Origin of the sequence: Caballeronia temeraria (genome assembly GCF_001544795.2) — a bacterium.
GTDB classification, from domain to species: domain Bacteria; phylum Pseudomonadota; class Gammaproteobacteria; order Burkholderiales; family Burkholderiaceae; genus Caballeronia; species Caballeronia temeraria.
Genome location: NZ_FCOI02000012.1, coordinates 17,924 through 37,034, shown reverse-complemented (window position 1 = coordinate 37,034; position 19,111 = coordinate 17,924). Strand labels below are relative to the sequence as shown.

At 62.9% G+C, this 19,111-nt stretch carries 15 protein-coding genes; 5 read left to right on the top strand and 10 right to left on the bottom strand.

Annotated features, from left to right (window positions below; genetic code table 11):
- Positions 1–49 precede the first annotated feature (49 nt).
- Genes AWB76_RS18340 through AWB76_RS18330 form a run of 3 tightly spaced genes read left to right on the top strand, consistent with a single transcriptional unit; the run spans position 50 to position 5,516 of the window.
- Positions 50–4,210 carry a CheR family methyltransferase gene (locus AWB76_RS18340; protein ID WP_061161565.1) on the top strand — a complete coding sequence of 1,387 codons (4,161 nt, stop codon included), beginning with the start codon at positions 50–52 and terminating at the stop codon, positions 4,208–4,210.
- A 52-nt stretch (positions 4,211–4,262) separates the two neighbouring features.
- On the top strand, positions 4,263–5,267 hold the full coding sequence (locus AWB76_RS18335) for a chemotaxis protein CheB (protein WP_061161564.1): 1,005 nt from the start codon (positions 4,263–4,265) through the stop codon (positions 5,265–5,267).
- Between the two features lie 18 nt (positions 5,268–5,285).
- Complete coding sequence (locus AWB76_RS18330) at positions 5,286–5,516, top strand: hypothetical protein (protein WP_061161563.1); 231 nt, start codon at positions 5,286–5,288, stop codon at positions 5,514–5,516.
- Between the two features lie 420 nt (positions 5,517–5,936).
- Here the strand turns inward: AWB76_RS18330 and AWB76_RS18320 are convergent, their stop codons facing one another.
- From AWB76_RS18320 to AWB76_RS40430, 7 genes are all read right to left on the bottom strand, one after another.
- On the bottom strand, positions 5,937–6,161 hold the full coding sequence (locus AWB76_RS18320; RefSeq protein ID WP_157696160.1) for a hypothetical protein: 225 nt from the start codon (positions 6,159–6,161) through the stop codon (positions 5,937–5,939).
- An 82-nt stretch (positions 6,162–6,243) separates the two neighbouring features.
- Entirely contained in the window at positions 6,244–7,566 is a 1,323-nt protein-coding gene (locus AWB76_RS18315; RefSeq protein WP_061161560.1) for a c-type cytochrome, read from the bottom strand.
- The gene (locus AWB76_RS18310; protein WP_061161559.1) at positions 7,551–7,988 is read right to left on the bottom strand and encodes a hypothetical protein; all 438 of its coding nucleotides are present in this window, start codon (positions 7,986–7,988) and stop codon (positions 7,551–7,553) included. Before AWB76_RS18310 ends, AWB76_RS18315 begins: the two co-directional genes overlap by 16 nt.
- Position 7,989: 1 nt before the next feature.
- Positions 7,990–8,604: a cytochrome c oxidase subunit 3 gene (locus AWB76_RS18305; RefSeq protein ID WP_061161558.1), complete on the bottom strand. Its 615-nt coding sequence runs from the start codon at positions 8,602–8,604 to the stop codon at positions 7,990–7,992.
- Positions 8,601–10,586, bottom strand: coding sequence for a cytochrome c oxidase subunit I (ctaD, locus tag AWB76_RS18300; protein ID WP_061161557.1), 1,986 nt, complete (start codon positions 10,584–10,586; stop codon positions 8,601–8,603). Before ctaD ends, AWB76_RS18305 begins: the two co-directional genes overlap by 4 nt.
- Positions 10,583–11,638 (bottom strand): cytochrome c oxidase subunit II, encoded by a 1,056-nt coding sequence (gene coxB, locus AWB76_RS18295; protein ID WP_074171373.1) that lies wholly within the window; start codon positions 11,636–11,638, stop codon positions 10,583–10,585. The genes ctaD and coxB overlap by 4 nt, the downstream gene beginning before the upstream one ends.
- Positions 11,639–12,135: 497 nt before the next feature.
- The gene (locus tag AWB76_RS40430; protein ID WP_061161555.1) at positions 12,136–12,480 is read right to left on the bottom strand and encodes a hypothetical protein; all 345 of its coding nucleotides are present in this window, start codon (positions 12,478–12,480) and stop codon (positions 12,136–12,138) included.
- A gap of 10 nt (positions 12,481–12,490) precedes the next feature.
- Here AWB76_RS40430 and AWB76_RS18285 point away from each other — a divergent pair, with 10 nt between their 5' ends.
- Positions 12,491–13,387, top strand: coding sequence for a glycoside hydrolase family protein (locus tag AWB76_RS18285; protein WP_061161554.1), 897 nt, complete (start codon positions 12,491–12,493; stop codon positions 13,385–13,387).
- On the opposite strand, the gene AWB76_RS18280 is transcribed toward AWB76_RS18285, so the two are convergent.
- The 3 genes from AWB76_RS18280 to AWB76_RS18265 form a co-directional block, all read right to left on the bottom strand.
- Positions 13,365–13,985, bottom strand: a complete 621-nt coding sequence (locus tag AWB76_RS18280; RefSeq protein ID WP_061161553.1) for a ParB/Srx family N-terminal domain-containing protein — start codon at positions 13,983–13,985, stop codon at positions 13,365–13,367. The two genes, AWB76_RS18285 and AWB76_RS18280, sit on opposite strands and share 23 nt — an antisense overlap.
- A gap of 21 nt (positions 13,986–14,006) precedes the next feature.
- On the bottom strand, positions 14,007–15,803 hold the full coding sequence (locus AWB76_RS18275; RefSeq protein ID WP_061161713.1) for a thiamine pyrophosphate-requiring protein: 1,797 nt from the start codon (positions 15,801–15,803) through the stop codon (positions 14,007–14,009).
- Positions 15,804–16,535: 732 nt separating this feature from the next.
- Complete coding sequence (locus AWB76_RS18265) at positions 16,536–16,979, bottom strand: RcnB family protein (RefSeq protein ID WP_061161551.1); 444 nt, start codon at positions 16,977–16,979, stop codon at positions 16,536–16,538.
- Positions 16,980–17,155: 176 nt separating this feature from the next.
- Here AWB76_RS18265 and AWB76_RS18260 point away from each other — a divergent pair, with 176 nt between their 5' ends.
- Entirely contained in the window at positions 17,156–19,108 is a 1,953-nt protein-coding gene (locus AWB76_RS18260; RefSeq protein WP_244173393.1) for a potassium transporter Kup, read from the top strand.
- Positions 19,109–19,111: the final 3 nt, after the last annotated feature.

The window sequence follows — 19,111 nt, the reverse complement described above, 5'->3', positions numbered from 1 at the left end:
AAATGCGTGACGATGGGAGAGAAAGGATGAACCCAGAGGAATCGGAGACATGACCAGCAGTCGATCGAAGGCGGCGGCTTCCGAAAATTTCGAAGCCCTGCCTTTCGCCGTAGTCGGGATGGGCGCGTCCGCGGGCGGCATCGAAGCGTTGCTCAATTTCTTCGATAACGCCCCGGCCGAAATGGACATGGCGTTCGTGGTGATCGTGCATCTGCCGGCGGATCATCTGAGCCGTGCGGACGAAGTCCTGCAACGGGTGACGGACATGCCCGTCACGCAGGTGTCCACGACGACGGCCATCGAGAAGAACCATATCTACATCAATGCGCCGGACAAGCATCTCGAAATGTCGGGCGGCTATCTCCAGGCCGTGGACCGCGCGGCCAGCGGATCGCCCACGACCATCGATCACTTTTTCGCCACGCTGGCGACGGCGCACGGCACGCGCTCGGTCGGCATCGTGATGTCGGGCTCGGGCTCGGACGGCGCGGCGGGACTGTCGCGCATCAAGGAAATGGGCGGCATCACGGTGGCGCAGAAGCCGGAAGATGCGCATTTCGCCGAAATGCCCCAGCACGCGATCACCACGCGCCAGGTCGATTTCATCCTGCCCGCGGCGGAGATGCCCGAGAAGCTGCACGATCTCTGGAACAACGCGAAGAAAATCTCTCTGCCGATCAGCGAAGGCGGCGAGGCGACAGAGAAGGAAGCGCCGCCCACGGCGGGCAGCGCCGAACGCGCGCTCGCCGACATCCTCATGCAACTGCGCGTGCGCACCGGGCACGATTTCCGCCACTACAAGCGCGCGACCATCCTGCGGCGCATCGAGCGGCGCATGCAGGTGAACGGGCTGCGCGACATCGGCGCGTATCGCGACTTTCTGCGCGCGAATCCGGACGAAACCACGTCATTGCTCGCCGACATGCTGATCGGCGTAACGCAGTTCTTCCGCGATCGCGATGCTTTCGACGCGCTGCGCCGCGATGTCGTGCCTCAATTGCTCGACGCGTCGAAGGGCGAGACGCAGATTCGCGTCTGGGTGCCCGGCTGCTCGACGGGCGAGGAAGCCTATTCGCTTGCGATCATGCTGGCGCAGGCGCGCGAAGTCGCCGGTTTCGAGACGACGTATCAAATTTTCGCCACCGATATCGACGAGCCCGCCATCGCGCAGGCGCGCAGCGGTTCCTATCTCGGCTCGATCTCGAGCGATATCTCCGCCGACCTTTTACGCCGCTATTTCAAGCAGGAAGGCGGCCGCTATCAGATCGTGAAGTCGGTACGCGAGCGGATTCTTTTCGCGGCGCACAGTCTGCTGCGCGATCCGCCGTTCTCGCATCTCGATCTGATTTCATGCCGCAACGTGCTGATCTATCTCGATCGCGCCGTGCAGCGGCAAGTGCTCGAACTCTTTCACTTCGCGCTGCGGGCGGGCGGCTATCTCTTTCTCGGCACGGCGGAATCGGCCGATACCGCCGACGATCTCTTCACCATCGTCGACAAGAAGAGCCGTATCTATCGCGCGCGCACGGTATTGAATCGCGTGAAACCGCCGGTTTCGTTTCCGTCGCTTAGTCCTGCGATGGGACCGCGCGAGGAACTCGCGGCCGCCGCCGCGCCGGTCAGCATGAACGCGGGGCCCGAAACGCCGGAGCGCCGCAGCTTCTCCTTCGCGGCGCTGCATCAGCGCGTGCTGGAAGAATATGCGCCGCCGAGCGTGGTCGTCGATCGCGATTCGAACATCGTGCATCTGTCCACGACAGCCGGGCGTTTCCTGCGTCACGGCGGCGGCGAACTGTCGTCGAACATCATGGCGCTCGTGCTGCCCGAGCTGAGGCTCGACCTGCGCACGACGCTCTTTCGCGCGCATCAGACGGGCGGCAGCGTGGAGGCGCGGCGCGTCAAGCTGAGTCAGGATGGCCGCGCCGTGTGGGTCAACATGACGGTGCGCCCGTTCCACGACAACGGCGTCAACGCCGACTTTTTCCTCGTGCTGTTCGATGAAGTGCAAGAGCACATGGCGGACGAAGGACTGCCGGAGCAACGCGGCCAGGACCCGCTCTTGTTGCAGCTCGAACGCGAACTGCAGCACACGCGCGAACAGCTCGCGACGACCATCGAGCAGCATGAGACGACCGTCGAGGAGCTGAAGGCGTCCAACGAGGAATTGCAGGCGATCAACGAAGAGTTGCGCTCCGCGACCGAAGAGCTGGAAAGCAGCAAGGAAGAGCTGCAATCGGTGAACGAAGAACTGACCACGGTCAACGCCGAGTTGCAAGCGCGTGTCGAGGACACGGCAAAGGCCAACGACGATCTGCAGAACATCATTGCGGCGACGGAAATCGCCACCGTGTTCGTCGACAAGCAGATTCGCGTCAAGCGCTTCACGACGAGCGCGACGCGCGTGTTCAAGCTGATCGATGTCGATATCGGCCGCTCGCTTTTCGACATCACGCATTCGCTGCGTTATTCCTCGCTCGCCGACGACGTGAAGCAGGCATTCGAAACGCTCAAGCTGATCGAGCGCGAAGTCGAAAGCTCGGACGGCAGGTGGTATCTGATGCGCCTTCTGCCTTACCGTACGGCCGATGACCGCATCGACGGCGCGGTCCTCACGCTTATCGACGTGACGGCGCGGCACGTGGCTGAAGAAACGGCGCGCATCGGCGAGGAGCGTCTGCGGCTCGTCGCGCAGTCGACTAACGATTACGCGATCATCGTGCAGGACCCGAACGGCACGATTGTCACGTGGAACGCGGGCGCGGAGCGTATTTTCGGCTTCAGCGAGAAGGAAGTGGTCGGCAGGAACATCGCGCTCATTTACCCGCCGGAAGACCGCAAGGCGAACGTGCCGGCGAACGAGCGCGAAGTCGCCGCACGCGAAGGCCGCGCCGACGACGAACGCTGGCACATCACGCGCGACGACCGCCGCGTGTATTGCACCGGCGTGGTGACGCCGATTTCCGATCCGTCCTTCACGGGCTTCGCCAAGATCGCGCGCGATCTGACCGAGCGCAAGATGCGCGAAGACGCGAACCGCGACGCGCTCGCGCACGAGCATGCCGAGCGCGAGAAAGCGTCGCTGTCGAATCAGCTCAAGGACGACTTCATCGCGATGCTGTCGCACGAACTCAAGCATCCGCTGAATCTCATCGGCATGAAGGCGGAGATTCTGCCGCGCCTGCCCGAGACGCGCGGCATCGAAGTGGTGCAGGAAACCGCGGATTCCATCCGCCGTGCGGTGCGCGGCCAGGCGCAGATCATCGACGATCTGCTGGATCTGTCGCGCGTGCGCACCGGCAAGCTCGCGTTGAGCATCGTGCCGGTGGACGTCGCGGCCGTGCTCGCGCGTATCGCCGATGCGAGCGAGAGTGAAGCCGCGCAACGCGAAATCACGTTGCGCGCGGGCGGCCGCGCCGTGCCGATCCACGCCTTTGCCGACGCCGTGCGCTGCGAGCAAATCCTGTGGAATCTCGTCTCCAACGCGTTGAAGTTCACGGATCGCGGCGGCTCGGTCGATCTGCGCATCGCGCGCGAGGGCGCGATGGTGCGCATCGATGTCATCGATACGGGGCAGGGCATCGAGGCATCCGCGCTGCCGCATATCTTCGACATGTACCGGCAAAGCGGACGCAATCCCACTTCGGCGGGACTCGGCATCGGACTCGCGCTCGCGAAGCAGCTCGTCGAAATGCATGGCGGGCGCATCGAAGCGCGTTCCGAAGGTCTGGGCCGTGGCACGACGCTGTCGGTCTGGCTGCCGGCCGCGGCTTCGCACGAAGCCGAGCCGTCGCGCAGCGCGGGGCGTGTGCGGCCCGTGACGGGGGCGCGTCTGCTGCTCGTCGATAACGACGTCGAAGCAACCGCGTCGTTCGCCGCGCTGCTCGAACTGGAGCAGGCGTCGGTGCGGATTGCATCGAGCGCGGAGCAGGGGCTCGAACTGCTCGCGCAGGGCGCGGTGGATGCCGTGATCTCCGATATCCAGCTGCCCGGCATGGACGGCTACGAACTCATCCGGCGCGTGCGTGCCGATGCGTCGCTCGCGGGCCTGAAGACGATCGCGCTCACCGCGTTCGGCCGCGACGAGGACAGGCACGCTGCGCGTCAGGCGGGCTTCGACGCGCATCTCACCAAGCCGGTCGATTTCCCCGAACTGCTCCATACGCTAGACGTGCTGCTCGAGCCGGGGCGGTCGAAGGAGCCCGCCGCATAAACCAGCCAGGTTCCGGTCCACGGATTGCTGCCGTAAGAGGACAGGAGGCGCTATGCGCTCACGGGACATCGTGGTGATCGGAGCATCAAGAGGCGGTTTTCAGGGATTGAAGGTGCTCGTGAGCCAGCTTCCCGCGGATCTGCCGGCGGCGCTTTTCATCGTGCTGCACATCGGCCGGCATGCGAGCGTGCTTCCCGAACTCCTCACGAGCTGGGGTCCGCTCGCCGCGCGTTACGCGACGCACGGCGAGAAGGTCGAGCGCGGCATCATCCTTGTCGCGCCGCCGGACCGGCATCTGGTGCTGGCGGAAGGGCGCGTGTGGCTCAACGAAGGCGCGAAGGAAAACTTCGCGCGACCCGCCGCCGATCCGCTCTTTCGCAGCGCGGCGATGGAATACGGCGCGCGTGTCGTCGGCGTCGTGATGAGCGGCGATCTCGACGATGGCGCCGCGGGTCTCGCCAATATCCGCTCGCAACGCGGCTTCACCATCGTCCAGGATCCGGACGATTGCGAGGCGCCCAGCATGCCGCGCGCCGCGCTCGGTTCATGCGGCGCCGATCTGCTGTGCGTGGAACGCGAACTGTCGCGCTGCATTCTGGCGGCGGTCGGAGGCATGTCGGCCACGGCAGGTTTCGAGGGAACGCAGATGAGCAGGCAAGTGTTCGAGCAGGAAGCGCGTATCGCCGTGAACGGGCTGTCGAGCATCGAGGCGCTCGACGAAGTGGGCGAGCGTTCTGCGCTGACCTGTCCTGATTGCGGCGGCGCGCTCTGGCGCATCAAGGACGATCATCCGATGCGTTATCGCTGTCACACGGGCCACGCGTTCACCGGGCTCTCGCTGGAGGACGGCATCGCATCGAATTCGGAGGAGGCGGTGTGGTCGGCGATACGCGCGGTGCATGAGCGTGTGATCTTCGCGAAAGAGCGGCAGCGCTGGGCCGAGCGGTCGGGCAACGCGGACCAGATCGAGATCGAACAGGCGCGCATCGACGAAGCGCAACGGCTCGTCGAATTGTTGCGCGAAGCGACGAAGTTGGCGCCCTCACCCGCGAAGTGAGCGCAAACGGAGGATTCGATGACGCTGGAAACTGAAAGCCTGGCGCTCGTTCGCGCCGATCGCGATATCGACAGCGGCAAGGCGCGCATCGAACGTCAACGCGCGCTCGTCGTGCATATGCGCACCAACGGTCGCGACACGAAAGCTGCGCTCGCGCTGCTCGGAACGCTCGAAGACACGCTCGTGGTCATGCTGCGGTTTCGCTCTCTGCTCGTGTCCCGCCTCGCACAGTTGAAGCGCGGCGTCTGAGCGTCATGCGTGATGCAGGCACGGCACGCGATGCCCGCCGCCGATGACGCGGCGCGCAGACGCCACGGCACAGGCATGCGGCGATGCACTCGCGCATGCGCGCCACGACGAGCGCATTCACACCCGGCGAGCGCGCCGCGCGGACTCTGCGCCGCGGCTCCTGATACAGCGACGCGCGCACGCCGTGAACGAATCGCTGCAATGCGTCCGCCGAACCGCTGACGCTCATGTAGGCCTGCTGTCCGATCCTGCCGTCGAGCAGAATGGTCATGCCGGATTCCTGGGCCATCTTCAACACATCGGATTGCATGATTTGACGGGCTGACATCGCCCTCTCTTCGGGCCGGTTTCGCGCGAATTTGTGCGAAGCCTTCATGCTTTGTCTTTAGCATTTGCCATGCCGTGAATGCGGTAAAGCGATCAGCTATACGTGCCGTCGACCTCTTTCGCCACCGTCTTGCGGAGCTGATAGAGCGCGCGAAAACTGGCAAGGAGATTCGTCAACAGCATCTCCGAATCTTCGGCGTCGCCGCCGCTGTGCCTGATCGATTCGACGCGCAACCGCTGCTCGGCGATGCGCTGCCCGCAAAACACGATATGCGTGTCGAGCCTTTCGAGCTCATCTAACGCTTTCCAGTTGGACATGACGTCGCTCGCGATCGATTGAACCATCTGCCGTGATCGAGGCAATGCGCTTCGATGAGTCATGGTACAACGCGCCGCTGCTTCAGGGTGACGTGTTCTTCGACACTGCATCGCGCATGATTTTGACGTCGCGCGTCGTGACGGGCGACGCATCGTTGCCCCATGCGGAGCGAACGAACGTCAGCACGCGGGCGACCTCCGTGTCGGTGAGCTTGTCGGCGAATGGGGGCATCTTTTTCGGCTGCGGCCCGTGTTCCGTCGATGGCGGGCGTCCGCCCTGCAACACCATCCGCACGAGCGAATCCGGCTTCTCCGAAAGCACTGCCGGATTGCCCGCAAGACGCGGAAATTTCAGTTCTTCGCCTTCACCGTTGCTCTTATGGCAACGCGCGCAGGCGCTTTGATAGAGACCCGCGCCGGGGCGTTCGTCGTCGCCGGTGTGCAACGCGGCCACGCTTTGTTGCGCTAAACGCGAGTGAGCGTCGTAGGCGCCGCCGTTTTCGCTCGCGGGCAGGCTCTTCAGATACGACGCGATCGCAAGCAGATCCTGATCGTCGAGATACTGCGTGCTGTCTTCGACGACCTGAACCATGCTGCCGAACGTCGCGAGGCCCGCGCCGTGTCCGGTCTTGAGAAACGCTGCGATGTCGCCGGGCGACAGACGGCCGAGCCCCGCGCCCTGCGCGCCGGTCAGGTTCGGTGCATACCAGTGGTCGTTCGTGCCGCCCGTGAGGTACGCGCGCGATGATTCGGTGAAGCCGCGTTCGTTGTAAGCAGGCCCGCGCGGCGTATGGCACGCGCCGCAATGCCCGAGCGATTGCACGAGATACGCGCCGCGGTTCCATTGCGCGTCGCGTTTGGGATCGGGCGTGAAGGGTTTGCTGGGCGCGAATGCGAAATTCCAGAATGCGAGCGCCCAGCGCTGACTGAATGGAAACGGCAGATGCGTTTCGGGTGCGGCCTGCGCAACGGGTTCCACGCCATGCATGAAATACGCGTAGAGCGCGCGCATGTCGTCGTCATCGATCTTCGAGAACGATGGATAAGGCATCGCCGGATAAAGATGCTTGCCGCCCGGCGCGACGCCTTCGCGCAACGCACGCGCGAAGTCCTCGTAGCTGTATCGTCCGATGCCATGTTGCGGGTCCGGCGTGATGTTGCTCGACCAGATCGTGCCGAAGGGCGAGCCCATCGGCAGGCCGCCCGCGAACGGATGCGGCTGCGGTTTGCCGGGCGCGGGCGGCGCGGTGTGACAGCCCGCGCAATCGGCGGCTTTCGCGAGATACGCGCCGCGCGTGACGAGATCGGACGTTTGTGCATGAACGAACGGCATCGTTGCAATCGATGCAAAAGCCAAGCACAGCACGCGGCGCCGGAGGGTCGTCACGATCATCGTCCTCCGCATGGCGACACGAGCATCCACGCGAGATCCGTCGCGATCAGCGCGAACACGAAGAGCACGCTCGCGAGCGCGCCCGCCCGCGCGATGAATGCATCGCGGGCTGCGTATCTGTCGATGGTTCCGTGCTCCTTCAGCATCGACGCGAGCGCGCTCGTGCGCCGCCAATTGCGCCATGCGATGGCTGCGCCCGCGAGACCGAGCAGCAACGTAACGAGCCCGAGTATGACGATGCCGTGTTCGAGCCAGGGCATCGCGGGCGCATTCATCGGGCGCTCGTGCGGAAAGCAGCCCCACGCGGCGATGGTCTGCGCGAGCGTCGTCTGCGTCATCCATGCGGCGGGCGCGAGCAGCAGGCCGATCAAGAGCGCCATGCCGCGCGGCTGCGCCGGATGCCGCTTCTCGTCGATGGGCGATGCGTCGTTCATCTCATCTCGCCAGCACATAGGGCGACAGATACAACGTCGCGAAGATGAAGAGCCACACGACATCGACGAAATGCCAGTACAAACCGCCGATGGTCAATGCTGCCGAACGCGCCCGGTCGAAGTAGCCGAGCGCCGTCCACAACAACAGGAACGCGAGCACGACGAGGCCGACGAGCACGTGCATCATGTGAAAGCCGGTGATCGTGAAGTACAGCGAGCCATAGAGATGCGTCGTCAGGCCATAGGGATGATCGGCCCATTCCTTGAGTTGTATGCCGACGAAAGTCACGCCGAGCGCAATCGCGATCGCGAGCATCAGCACGCCCATGCCGCGCTTGCCGCGCCGCACGAAGCGCTCGCTGCCCCACACGAACACGCTGCTCGACAACAGAATGCAGGTGTTCGCGATACCCAGCCCGAGCTTCGGCAAGCCTTCGGGCGGCCAGCGTTCGGTCGTCTGCGACGCGAGATAGAGATACGAAAAGATCAGATAGCCGAAGAGCGCGGCTTCGGTGGCGACGAGCGTGAGACATCCCCACCATCCGCCCGAACGTTCGCCCGGACTGCCGACAGGCAAACTCGCGCGCTCGGGCAGCGCTTTCGCGAGATCGCTCATGATGTCGCTCCGGATTCGCGCGGCTCTGCGCTGTCGTCGCGCTGGCCGAGTTCGCGGCGCGGCCACAACCATACGACGATGGCCGCGCCGCAGCCGATCAGCCCGAGCGCCGCGAGCCACCACGCGGTCAATGCGAGACCTGCGAAGAACACCAGCGACGCGACGCCCAGCCAGAAGGGCGCATACGAGTCCTCGGGCATCTTGAGTATCACGTCGGGGTCGCCGTCGAGCGCGGTGGTGCCGAGCGCCTCGCGTCCTTTGTCGAGCACATAGCCTTCGGTGAGACGCGAGCGCATCGTGCCGGAGGTGCGTGCTTCCCACAGCGGATGACGGCTCGCGATGCGCGGCGCGACCGCGAAGTTATACGGCGGCGGCGGTGATGAGGTCGACCATTCGAGCGTGGGCGCGTCCCAGGGGTTATCGCCCGCTACAGGACCGCGCCGCAGGCTGTAGACGAAGTCCCACATGAATACGAGCACGCCGAACGCGAACAGAAACGCGCCGATCGACGTGATCATGTTCACCGTGTTCCAGCCCATGTCGGGCGCATACGTGTAGATGCGTCGCGGCATGCCGAGCAAGCCCGCGATATGCATCGGAAAGAAGGCGATATTGAAGCCCGCGAACAGAATCCAGAATCCGATGCGCCCGATCTTCTCGCTCATCATGCGTCCCGTGAATTTCGGAAACCAGAAGTAGATCCCGCCGATGACCGGAAACACGTTGATGCCGAGCAACACGTAATGCAGATGCGCGACGACGAAGTAGGTGTCCGTGAGTTGCCAGTCGAAAGGCACGGCAGCCGTGAGTACACCCGATAATCCACCGATCACGAAGAGGAACACGAAACCGGCGAAATACAGGAAAGGCACGCGAAACACGGGCCTGCCGGTCCAGATCGTCGCGATCCACGCGAAGGTCGCCACCGCGCTCGGTATCGCGATCACCATGCTCGCCGCGCCGAAGAACGAGAGCGCGAGCGCGGGAATGCCCGTCGCGAACATGTGATGGATCCATACGACGAAGCCGACGACCATCGTCGCGACCGTCGACAATGCGACCGGCAGATAGCCGACGAGCGGCCGGCGGCAGAACACCGGCAGTGCATCGGAGACGATGCCCATCGCGGGCAGCACGACGGCATACACCCACGGATGCGCGAAGATCCAGAAGAGATGCTGCCAGAGCATCGCCCGGCCGCCGTTGACGACATCGAAGAAATGCGTGCCGATGCGCCGGTCGAGCCACAACAGGAAGAACGCAAGACTCACCGAGGGCACCGCGAGCAGATTTCCGCCCGACGCGGTGAGCGTGCCCCACACGAGCACCGGCACGCGATCGAGCGACATGCCCGGCGCGCGCATGCGCAGAAACGTGACGACGAAGTTCATCGATCCGACTGTCGTCGAGATGCCGAGCAGCACCATGCCGAGCGCATAGACATCGATGTTCGGCCCCGTGTTGTAGGTGAGTCCCGCAAGCGGCGCGTAGTTGAACCAGCCCGCGTTGGGCGCTTCGCCGAACGGAAAGCTTGCGTAGAGAAAGAGACCGGCGAAGAGAAAGATCCAGTACGACAGCGCGTTCAGGCGCGGAAACGCCATGTCGCGTGCGCCGAGTATCAGCGGCCACAGGTAGTTGGAGAAGCCGGACAGCACGGGCAGCGCGTAGAGGAAGATCATCGTCACGCCGTGCATCGTGAAGAGCTGGTTGTATTGCTCGGGCGTGAGCAGCGTCGCGTTCGGGCGCGCGAGTTGCACGCGCATGATGAGCGCCTCGATGCCGCCCGCGATCAGAAACGCGAACGCCGTGACGAGATAACGCAGGCCGATGCGCTTATGATCGACCGTCGAGAGCCAGCCACGCCAGCCCGGCGGTGTCTCCCATAGCTCGCGCAGATTGCGTTCCTGATCGCTGCCCGATTCGATGCGGCCGATAGTCAGCGTGCGTTGCAGCGGCGGCGGAGACGTGGCGTGTTCGGTCATTGCAGTGTCCGGAGATAGGCGGAAAGGGCGGCCGCTTCCGCTGTCGAGAGTGCGATGGACGGCATCAGTGCATCCGGCTTGATGCGCTGCGCATGCTGTATCCAGTCGAGCTGATTCGCCGCCGTGTTCGGCAGCACGCCAGCCGCGATGAGCCTGCGCGAATTCAGATGCGTGAGATCGGGCGCCTGCGCGCCGTTCGCATCGCTGCCGCGCACGGTGTGACAGCCTGCGCATCGATCGAGAAAGAGCTTCTCTCCGGTCCTCACGTTCGCGCTCGTATCCGACGCATGCGGCCGCGCTTGCGCTGCGTACCAGGCATCGAATTGCGCGCGCGGCTCCGCGATCACTTCGAAAGCCATGTGCGCGTGCTGCGCGCCGCAGAACTGCGAGCATTGCCCGCGATACACGCCCGCGCGATCCGCCTCGATCCATTGTTCATTGACGACACCCGGTATCGTCTGCGTCTTGCCCGCGAGACGCGGCACCCAGAATGCATGGATGACATCGGCGCTGCGCAGCTCGACCTTCACCGGTTCGCCCACGGGTATGTGAATCTCGTTGGCCGTGGTCACGCCCGCATCGCCGTCATTCGCGCGCGCATAGTCGATCTTCCACCACCAGTCGTAGGCCGTGACCGCGATGGTCAGCGCAGGCTCCCTGCGCGGCGACGCGACCGATTCGAGCGTGACGAGCACATAAGCGAGCGTTGCAAAGAGCGCCGCCGACGAGATACCGGTGCCGATCCACACCCAGTGCAATCCGCCGCCTTCGCCCTGCACGTGCGACGCGTCGCGCGCCGTGGGCGGTGGACGCCTGCGCACGATCGCTCCGACAAGCAGCACGCTGACGATCAGCGCGACGACGACAGTCAATGCCGCGAGCGCCCAGCCGAGGTGCATGGTCGGCGTGGCGGCAGGACCGTCGGCCTGAAGGAAATAGTTCAGCGGCGCATCGGCGTGTGCATTTGCGTGAAGGACAAGCGCGACGAAAGCAGCGATCACGGCGCGCGTGCTTCGCCTGGCACAATCGATCGCTCTGTGCGTGGCAAGCATCCGCATGAGTCTCCGCAAGGTAATGGGCTGTACGCGCGCAAGGCATTCCATGCAAAGCAATCCACGGTCCCAACGATAGGCTTACGAACAAACCCGGTTTTAGTGCTTTATTTCGCAGGTGGTTTTCATCAGTGGAATAAGCGCTATTGAATCGATATTTGATTTCGTTGATTTGTCCGCCATGCTTGAATAAGCCGGCACTAACGTTATGATGTGCTAACGTATTCGTGACAGGCATTATCGAATGCGTGTTCACGTCTTTTAGTCATTTCCGATTTTCCTCTCACACGCGCTCGTTCGATCGAGGCGTGAAGATTGTCTCGTGGCGTCCGTGCCTGAGCCATCGCGTTGTTTCGCGCATCGGCTATCGGGATGCTCCGCTATGTCCATATCGAAGCGAGGTTGCGTTCGTTCGACGCGCCTGCTCTCGTCGATTGTGTCGATGCGCGATGCGGGTGTTTCATTTCCGGCAATGAAGCAGACGCTCGATAGCATTTTTAATATTCCGAACCAGCCACGACGATGAATATTTCCATTTCATCCATAGCCCGCAAATTACTTTCGTTATTGTCGAGTTTCACGATCGTATTGATATTGTCGGCATGCGGTGCCGGCGGTAGCGATGGAAATGGCAGCGCAAGCACGACAGGCGGTTCGCAATCGACACCTTCGGGTGCGTCGAGTCCTTCTCCGGCATCAAGTCCTTCACCGGCTTCGAGTCCATCGGCGGCCTCGAGTCCTTCGGATGGCGGTGCGTCGGTGCCTTCGGCTGCATCGAGCCCGACGCCCGCGAGCGGCGGCGCGAGCACGGTAAAGCCCGTGATTACATCGGCAGGCAGCATCTTTTATGGCATGAACGGTCACGTCACCTGGCCCGGTCCATACTGGAATTCGACGCCGACGCAACAACTCGCGCAACTGAAGGATCTCAACGTCACGCTATATCGCAATGACGTTTCCAACGTGGCCGGCGCACAGACGCTCGCGAGCATCGCCAGGATGATGGCCAAGTCCGGCGTGACGGTGTATCCGGTGATCCTGCAGAACCTCGACTTCGCCGACGAGAACACGGCGTATCAGGCGAGCTATACGCTCGCGCAACAGATCGTGAATGTGCAGCACTATCCCTATTACGAAGTCACCAACGAGCTCGCGCCGACCTGTCTCGTCGGCTATGTCGATGGCGTGAACACGACCGACTACAAGAACGATTGCTTCATGCTCGCGCGCGGCGTGATTCGCGGTTTGATCGCGGGAATCAAGTCGGTCGATCCAGCCGGCAAGATCATCATCGGCGCCAATACCTGGATGCATCTCGGACTCGACACGATGCTCGCGAACGGCACGCAACCCGACGGCACAAGCGGGCATCCGGTTGTCACATGGGACATCACCGCGTGGCACTGGTACTCGGAGCAGGGCGATATCACGCACGCATGCGGCACGCTTTGCTATAACGTCATCGGCACGCTGCAATCGTTCGGCAAGCCGATCTGGATCAACGAAGTGGGCATTCGGCCGACCTTCCCCGGCACGGCCGATCAGGTAGCGACGTTCATGTCGAACAACATGCTGGGCGCGTTGCTCGCGATTGCGCCGCAGTACAACATCCAGTCGCTTCAGGTCTACGAGCTGTACGACGATCCGCCCACCGGTGAGGGCCCGTACGGCATCGTCCTCGACGATGGCGTGACGAAGAAGCCCGTCTATACGGCGATCAAGAATTTCATCGCGACGAATCCGCGATAAATGGCCAAAGCTGTTCGCCGAGGAAACCGGGCAGGCCCGCAGCCGCATCGCTGCGAGCGAGATCGAGCGCGCGTTCTAGCAAGGCATCGAATTGCGTGTCGTCGACGGGGTGTGGCAACTGCGCGCGAAAGAAATTCGCCCAGCGGAAATCGGCCAATGGCACATCGGTTTTTTCATAGCCGCCTGCATCGCGCACGAACGCTGCAAGACTGCGGAACGCGTCGTCCACGGCATCCCACATGTGCACGGGCATATCCTTGAAGGCAATGCGCCGCCCGTTCTCGTCATAGGGATAAACCCAAGCTTCGTTCTCCAGCGTCAGCCAGAAATTCGCGCGCGACATCGAGGATAAATCACGTAGAAGTACGAACGGAAGGTCCTGCACGTCGATTCGAGCCAGCGCGCAAGCGACATGATGATGGTCGATCACGTACGGCTCGCATGCCGGCCCAAGCACGATGGCGATCGGCTTTGCCGCGATCGCCATGTCCAACTCATGCGCGTTCAGCGCGCGATAGTCTGCCACCTTCTGCCGTATCTGACGCTCTCCGTGCGTCACTTGCGTCGGATGCAGATGATCGATGCGCAGCCTGTTCATGACGCTTTCCTTCGTCGATGATCACTTGTCCCTGTGCCCCGGCAGCACCGCGCCGAGCACCTGCTTCGCCGTATCGACGATGACGTGAGTCTGGCTCGGATCGCCCTTCATGAGCGTGGTCGCGAAAGCCTTCGCCTGCTGGATCGTGATATGCGGCGGCAGCGGCGGCACGTTCGGATCGGCCTTCACTTCGATCACGACGGGACGATCCGCCGCGAGCGCTTCGTCCCACACGGCGGCCATGCGCTCGGCATCGTCGACATAGATACCCTTCAGGCCGATCAGCTCCGCGAACTTGTGATAAGGCACCGATGGAATGTCCTGCGATGCCTCGAATTTCGGATCGCCTTCCATCACGCGCTGCTCCCACGTGACCTGATTCAGGTCTTCGTTATTGAGCACCATGCAGATCCAGCGCGGATCGGTCCATTGCTTCCAGTACTTCGCGACCGTGATGAGCTCGGCCATGTTGTTCATCTGCATGGCGCCATCGCCGACGAGCGCGATCACCGGCCGCTCCGGATGCGCGAACTTCGCCGCAATCGCATAAGGCACGGCCGCGCCCATCGATGCGAGTCCGCCCGAGAGCGAGCACATCATGCCGCGCTTCACCTTCAGATCGCGCGCAAACCAGTTCGCGACCGAACCGGAATCGCTCGTGACGATCGCATTCGCGGGCACACGCGGCGAGAGCTCCCATATCGTGCGCTGTGGATTGACGCCGGTTTTTGCGGGTTCTATCGCGCGTTTTTCGAGCTTCTTCCACCAGTCGCCGAGCCAGCCTTCGATGTCCTCGCGCCATGCGCCATCCGTCTTCTGTTGCAAGAGCGGCAGCAGCGCACGCAAAGTCTCGGCGCTGTCGCCGACGAGATTCACTTCCATCGGATAGCGGATGGAAAGCATGTCGGCCTTGATGTCGATCTGCACGCCGCGCGCCGCGCCTTCATTCGGCAGAAACTCGGAATAAGGGAAGCCCGAGCCGATCATGAGCAGCGTGTCGCATTCGGTCATCAACTTGTAGCTCGGCTCGGTGCCGAGCAGGCCGATCGAACCGGTGACGAAGGGCAGATCGTCCGGCAGCGCGGCTTTTCCGAGCAGCGCCTTCGCGACGCCCGCGCCGAGTTTGTCCGCGACGGCGATGACTTCATCGGTCGCCTGCAGCGCGCCAGCGCCGACGAGAATCGCGACCTTCTTGCCCGCATTGAGCACATCGGCGGCTTGTTGCAGATCGTCGGCATAAGGCACCGTCTTAGGCGCGCGATAACCGACGCCTGAATGCAGCGTGCCATGCTTGCGTCCCGGCGGCTCGTATTCGAGGTCCTGCAAGTCGTTGGGCAGAATGAGCGCCGTCACCTTGCGCTCGGATAGCGCGATACGCACGGCGCGATCGACGAGATGTCGCATCTGTGAGGGCACGCTCGCCTGCTGCACGAAAGCGCCGGCGACGTCCTTGAACATTGCGGGCAGATCGACTTCCTGCTGATAGTGACCGCCGAGTGCTGCGCGCGCCTGCTGGCCTGAAATCGCGAGAACGGGCATGTGATCGAGGCGCGCATCGTAAAGACCGGTGAGCAGATGCGCCGCGCCCGGTCCCGATGTCGCGATGCATACGCCCAGCTCGCCGGTGAACTTTGCATGCGCGGACGCCATGAAGGCGGCCATCTCTTCATGGCGTGCCTGAATGAATTCGATTTTGCCTTTGGCGCGATTGAGCGCGCCGAATACACCGTTGATGCCGTCGCCGGGATAGCCGTAAATGCGGCGCACGCCCCAGGCATGCAGCCGGTCGATCAGGAAATTGCCGACGGTGATAGCCATGATTGAAGTCTCCGGATAGCAGATCGAAAGGAACCGCGCTGCCGGCGCGCTCAGGCGACGCAAAGGCGGCTTCGCATGCGAGCCGTGCGCAATGCCCATGCCGCTCTCTTTTAATGGCCGCCAGCGCCCGGGATTGACGATTGCTATAACGCGCTCGAAAGCACCCGAATTGCAGAACGCCGGATTACTGAGGAAGGGAAACGCGTGCTACGGAAACACTCGAATTTCGAGGTCACTGCTGTGGCAGCTTAATGGAAGGGTTGGATGGTATGGAGAAATGCGTTGAGGTAAGGCGCAGAACCGTTTAGTCGCGCCCAAAAGGCGTGCGTAAAGAACAATTGGCTGTATTCCCGTTTTGGCATATAAACCAATTATTATTCGAATGAAAATTCGGGAGTGCAGATGCTTATACGCTGTGTATCTTGCAACAAGCTCATTTACTCGGATGACGCTCTCCAAGACGGTACGTGCCCTGCATGCGGGTCCACGAATACTGAGCAGATCGCAATGGGCTTCGTCTTCGATCAGACGGTGACTATGCCGGTTCGGCCGGGCAAGGCGATGGAACGGCTCGATCCGCCCGATACGATTCGTAGGAAGGCTCCATAGCCTGTACGAAACGGATAGCTTTGAACGTGCGCTGCGACCCCCTCTCGTTAAAGCGCATTTTGCCCGCCTTTGCAGGCGGGTTTTTCTTTGTGCGCGTTCAGAAGAACGAGGGGACCGCGTCGGTCAATTCGACAGCACGACCTGCGCGATGACGCCCGATGTTACCGCGACGAGCAGATAATCGGCGCCGACGCCGACCCACTGATAACCGCGCGGCGGCTGACGCAGGCCGTGGCCGTGCCAGTCGTCCACGACATACTGGCGATTGCGATAGTCCTCCGAGAGCCGCTGGCCCTTGCGCCAGTCGGAGTGGCGCGGCTCGTTGAACGCGTGCTCGGGCGGGCGCGGGCCGCTGTGGTCGTTCATTTCAGGACCGTGACCGGGACCGCCGGGGCCGCCTTGCACACGGGGACCACCTTGAGCGCCGGGACCGCCAGGGCCGCCGGGTGCGCCATGCGAATCGCGGTAACCATCCGGACCACCCGGTGCGGGCTGGGCGAAGACCGCACCCGCTGTCAGTCCAATGCTCGCGCAAACCAGCGCGGCGACGATTCGACTCTTCTTCATTTTCTTTCCTCTCAAAGTTGGCAAAGAGATGTTTTCGATGCCGGGACTTTACGCACTGAGAGGAGGAAATGGCGTGAGCATGTGTAAGCAACGCTTACCTTAAATTACGCGATAAGGGCCGCACGGAATGCGCCTTGCTAAGCGATCGGAACGGCATACCGGAGATGCACAGTCGCATGACATCGACATCGAACGATGCTCGTGAGCATCACGCCCCGCGCCCCGCGCGCGATGACGTACCTGCCCAGCCAGCAGCGCCGAAGAAAGCGCTGACGGGCCTCATGCTGGGTGCGCTCGGTGTCGTGTTCGGCGATATCGGCACGAGCCCGGTCTACGCGCTCAGACAGGCCGTGAGCGAGACGGGCACCGTCGACGCATCGATCGTGATGGGCATACTGTCGATGATCGTATGGGCCGTGGTCATCGTCGTGATGGGCAAGTACGTGTGCTACGTGATGCGCGCGGACAACGAAGGCGAGGGCGGCATCGTCGCTTTGACGGCACTCGCGCGCTCGGGCTACGAGCAGCAGGGGCGGCGCGTACCGCATCCGTTGCTGATGGCCGGACTGTTCGGCGCGGCGATGTTCTACGGCGATTCGATGATCACGCCCGCCGTGTCCGTGCTGTCCGCCGTCGAAGGTCTGGGTCAGGTGAGCGCGAAGTTCGAGCCGTTCATCGTGCCGCTCGCGGTGGCGATTCTCGTCGCGCTCTTCCTGTTTCAGTCGCGCGGCACGGCGGTCGTCGGCAAGTCGTTCGGGCCCGTGATGCTGGTGTGGTTCGTGTATCTCGCAGCGGTGGGCGTCTATCGGATCGTCGAGCATCCGGATGTGTTGCGCGCGCTTTCACCCGGCTATGCATGGTCGCTCGTGCTCACGCATGCGGCGCTCGCGTTCACCATACTCGGCGCCGTGATTCTCGCGTTGACGGGCGCCGAAGCGCTCTATGCCGACATCGGTCACTTCGGCCGGCCCGCGATCCGGCTCGCGTGGCTCGTCGTCGTGTTTCCATCGATCATCATCGGGTACTTCGGGCAGGCCGCGACGATCCTGCATCAGCCGGGATCGGCGAAGCAGCCGTTCTTTTTCGCCGCACCTTCGTGGGCGCTGATCCCGACCGTTCTGATCGCGATGATCGCCACTGTGATTGCGTCGCAGGCCGTGATTTCAGGCGCTTTCTCGATGACGAGCCAGGCGATCGAACTCGGCTTCCTGCCGCGTCTGCGCGTGATCGAAACATCGGCGTCGCACCGCGGGCAGGTGTATGTGCCCGCCGTGAACGCGGTCCTGTTCGCGGCCGTGATATTCCTCGTGATCGCATTCCGCAGCTCGGACCGGTTGACGTCCGCGTATGGCATCGCGGTCGGCCTCACGATGCTCATCACGACCGTGCAGATGGTCAGCGTCACGCGCAACATCTGGCGCTGGCCGTGGCGCGCGGTTGCGGCGCTCAACGTGCCGCTTATCGCAATCGACGTGCTGCTCGTCGCGGCGAACGTGCGCAAGATTCCGCAAGGCGGCTGGTTTCCGGTCGCGATCGGCATCGTGCTTTTCGTGTCGATGGCGACGTGGCGGCGCGGCCTTGAACTCGCGCAACTGCATTCATCGCACGCGCCGCCACTCGCCGATTTTCTGCGCGATGTGCTCGAAGGTCCCGATCCGCCCGCGCGCGTTCGCGGCACTGCCGTCTATCCGGGCGGCACGCCGGGCGCGACGCCTTCCGCACTCACGAGCAATGTGCGCCATAACCGCGTGCTGCATCAGACCACGGTGATCTTCGCGAATCGCTCGGAATCCGCGCCGCGCGTGGATGAGCACACGCGCATCGAAGTGCGCGATCTTGGCGCGGGCTGCTATGAGGTGATTTCGCGTCATGGTTTCGTCGAGCGGCCGAATCTGCCGCGCCTGCTTGCATCGCTCGATGGACAACTTGGCTCATGGCGATTCGATCCGAAGCACACGACGTTCTTCCTGCCGCGCGACGAGGCGATGCCCGGCTGCTCGCACGGACAGATGGCGCGCTGGCGCGAGCGCCTTTTTGGTGCGATGTCGTTCCATTCGGCATCGAGCGCGGAATATTATGGATTGCGAAGTGAAGATTTCGTAGAACTCGGCGTTCAGGTCGTGCTCTGATTT

Excerpts from the sequence above, each read along its gene's own strand:
- AWB76_RS18340 (WP_061161565.1), top strand. The coding sequence starts at position 50 with ATGACCAGCAGTCGATCGAAGGCGGCGGCTTCCGAAAATTTCGAAGCC.
- AWB76_RS18335 (WP_061161564.1), top strand. The coding sequence starts at position 4,263 with ATGCGCTCACGGGACATCGTGGTGATCGGAGCATCAAGAGGCGGTTTT.
- AWB76_RS18330 (WP_061161563.1), top strand. The coding sequence starts at position 5,286 with ATGACGCTGGAAACTGAAAGCCTGGCGCTCGTTCGCGCCGATCGCGAT.
- AWB76_RS18320 (WP_157696160.1), bottom strand. The coding sequence starts at position 6,161 with ATGTCCAACTGGAAAGCGTTAGATGAGCTCGAAAGGCTCGACACGCAT.
- AWB76_RS18315 (WP_061161560.1), bottom strand. The coding sequence starts at position 7,566 with ATGCGGAGGACGATGATCGTGACGACCCTCCGGCGCCGCGTGCTGTGC.
- AWB76_RS18310 (WP_061161559.1), bottom strand. The coding sequence starts at position 7,988 with ATGAACGACGCATCGCCCATCGACGAGAAGCGGCATCCGGCGCAGCCG.
- AWB76_RS18305 (WP_061161558.1), bottom strand. The coding sequence starts at position 8,604 with ATGAGCGATCTCGCGAAAGCGCTGCCCGAGCGCGCGAGTTTGCCTGTC.
- ctaD (WP_061161557.1), bottom strand. The coding sequence starts at position 10,586 with ATGACCGAACACGCCACGTCTCCGCCGCCGCTGCAACGCACGCTGACT.
- coxB (WP_074171373.1), bottom strand. The coding sequence starts at position 11,638 with ATGCTTGCCACGCACAGAGCGATCGATTGTGCCAGGCGAAGCACGCGC.
- AWB76_RS40430 (WP_061161555.1), bottom strand. The coding sequence starts at position 12,480 with ATGCTGCCTGCCGATGTAATCACGGGCTTTACCGTGCTCGCGCCGCCG.
- AWB76_RS18285 (WP_061161554.1), top strand. The coding sequence starts at position 12,491 with ATGAACGGTCACGTCACCTGGCCCGGTCCATACTGGAATTCGACGCCG.
- AWB76_RS18280 (WP_061161553.1), bottom strand. The coding sequence starts at position 13,985 with ATGAACAGGCTGCGCATCGATCATCTGCATCCGACGCAAGTGACGCAC.
- AWB76_RS18275 (WP_061161713.1), bottom strand. The coding sequence starts at position 15,803 with ATGGCTATCACCGTCGGCAATTTCCTGATCGACCGGCTGCATGCCTGG.
- AWB76_RS18265 (WP_061161551.1), bottom strand. The coding sequence starts at position 16,979 with ATGAAGAAGAGTCGAATCGTCGCCGCGCTGGTTTGCGCGAGCATTGGA.
- AWB76_RS18260 (WP_244173393.1), top strand. The coding sequence starts at position 17,156 with ATGACATCGACATCGAACGATGCTCGTGAGCATCACGCCCCGCGCCCC.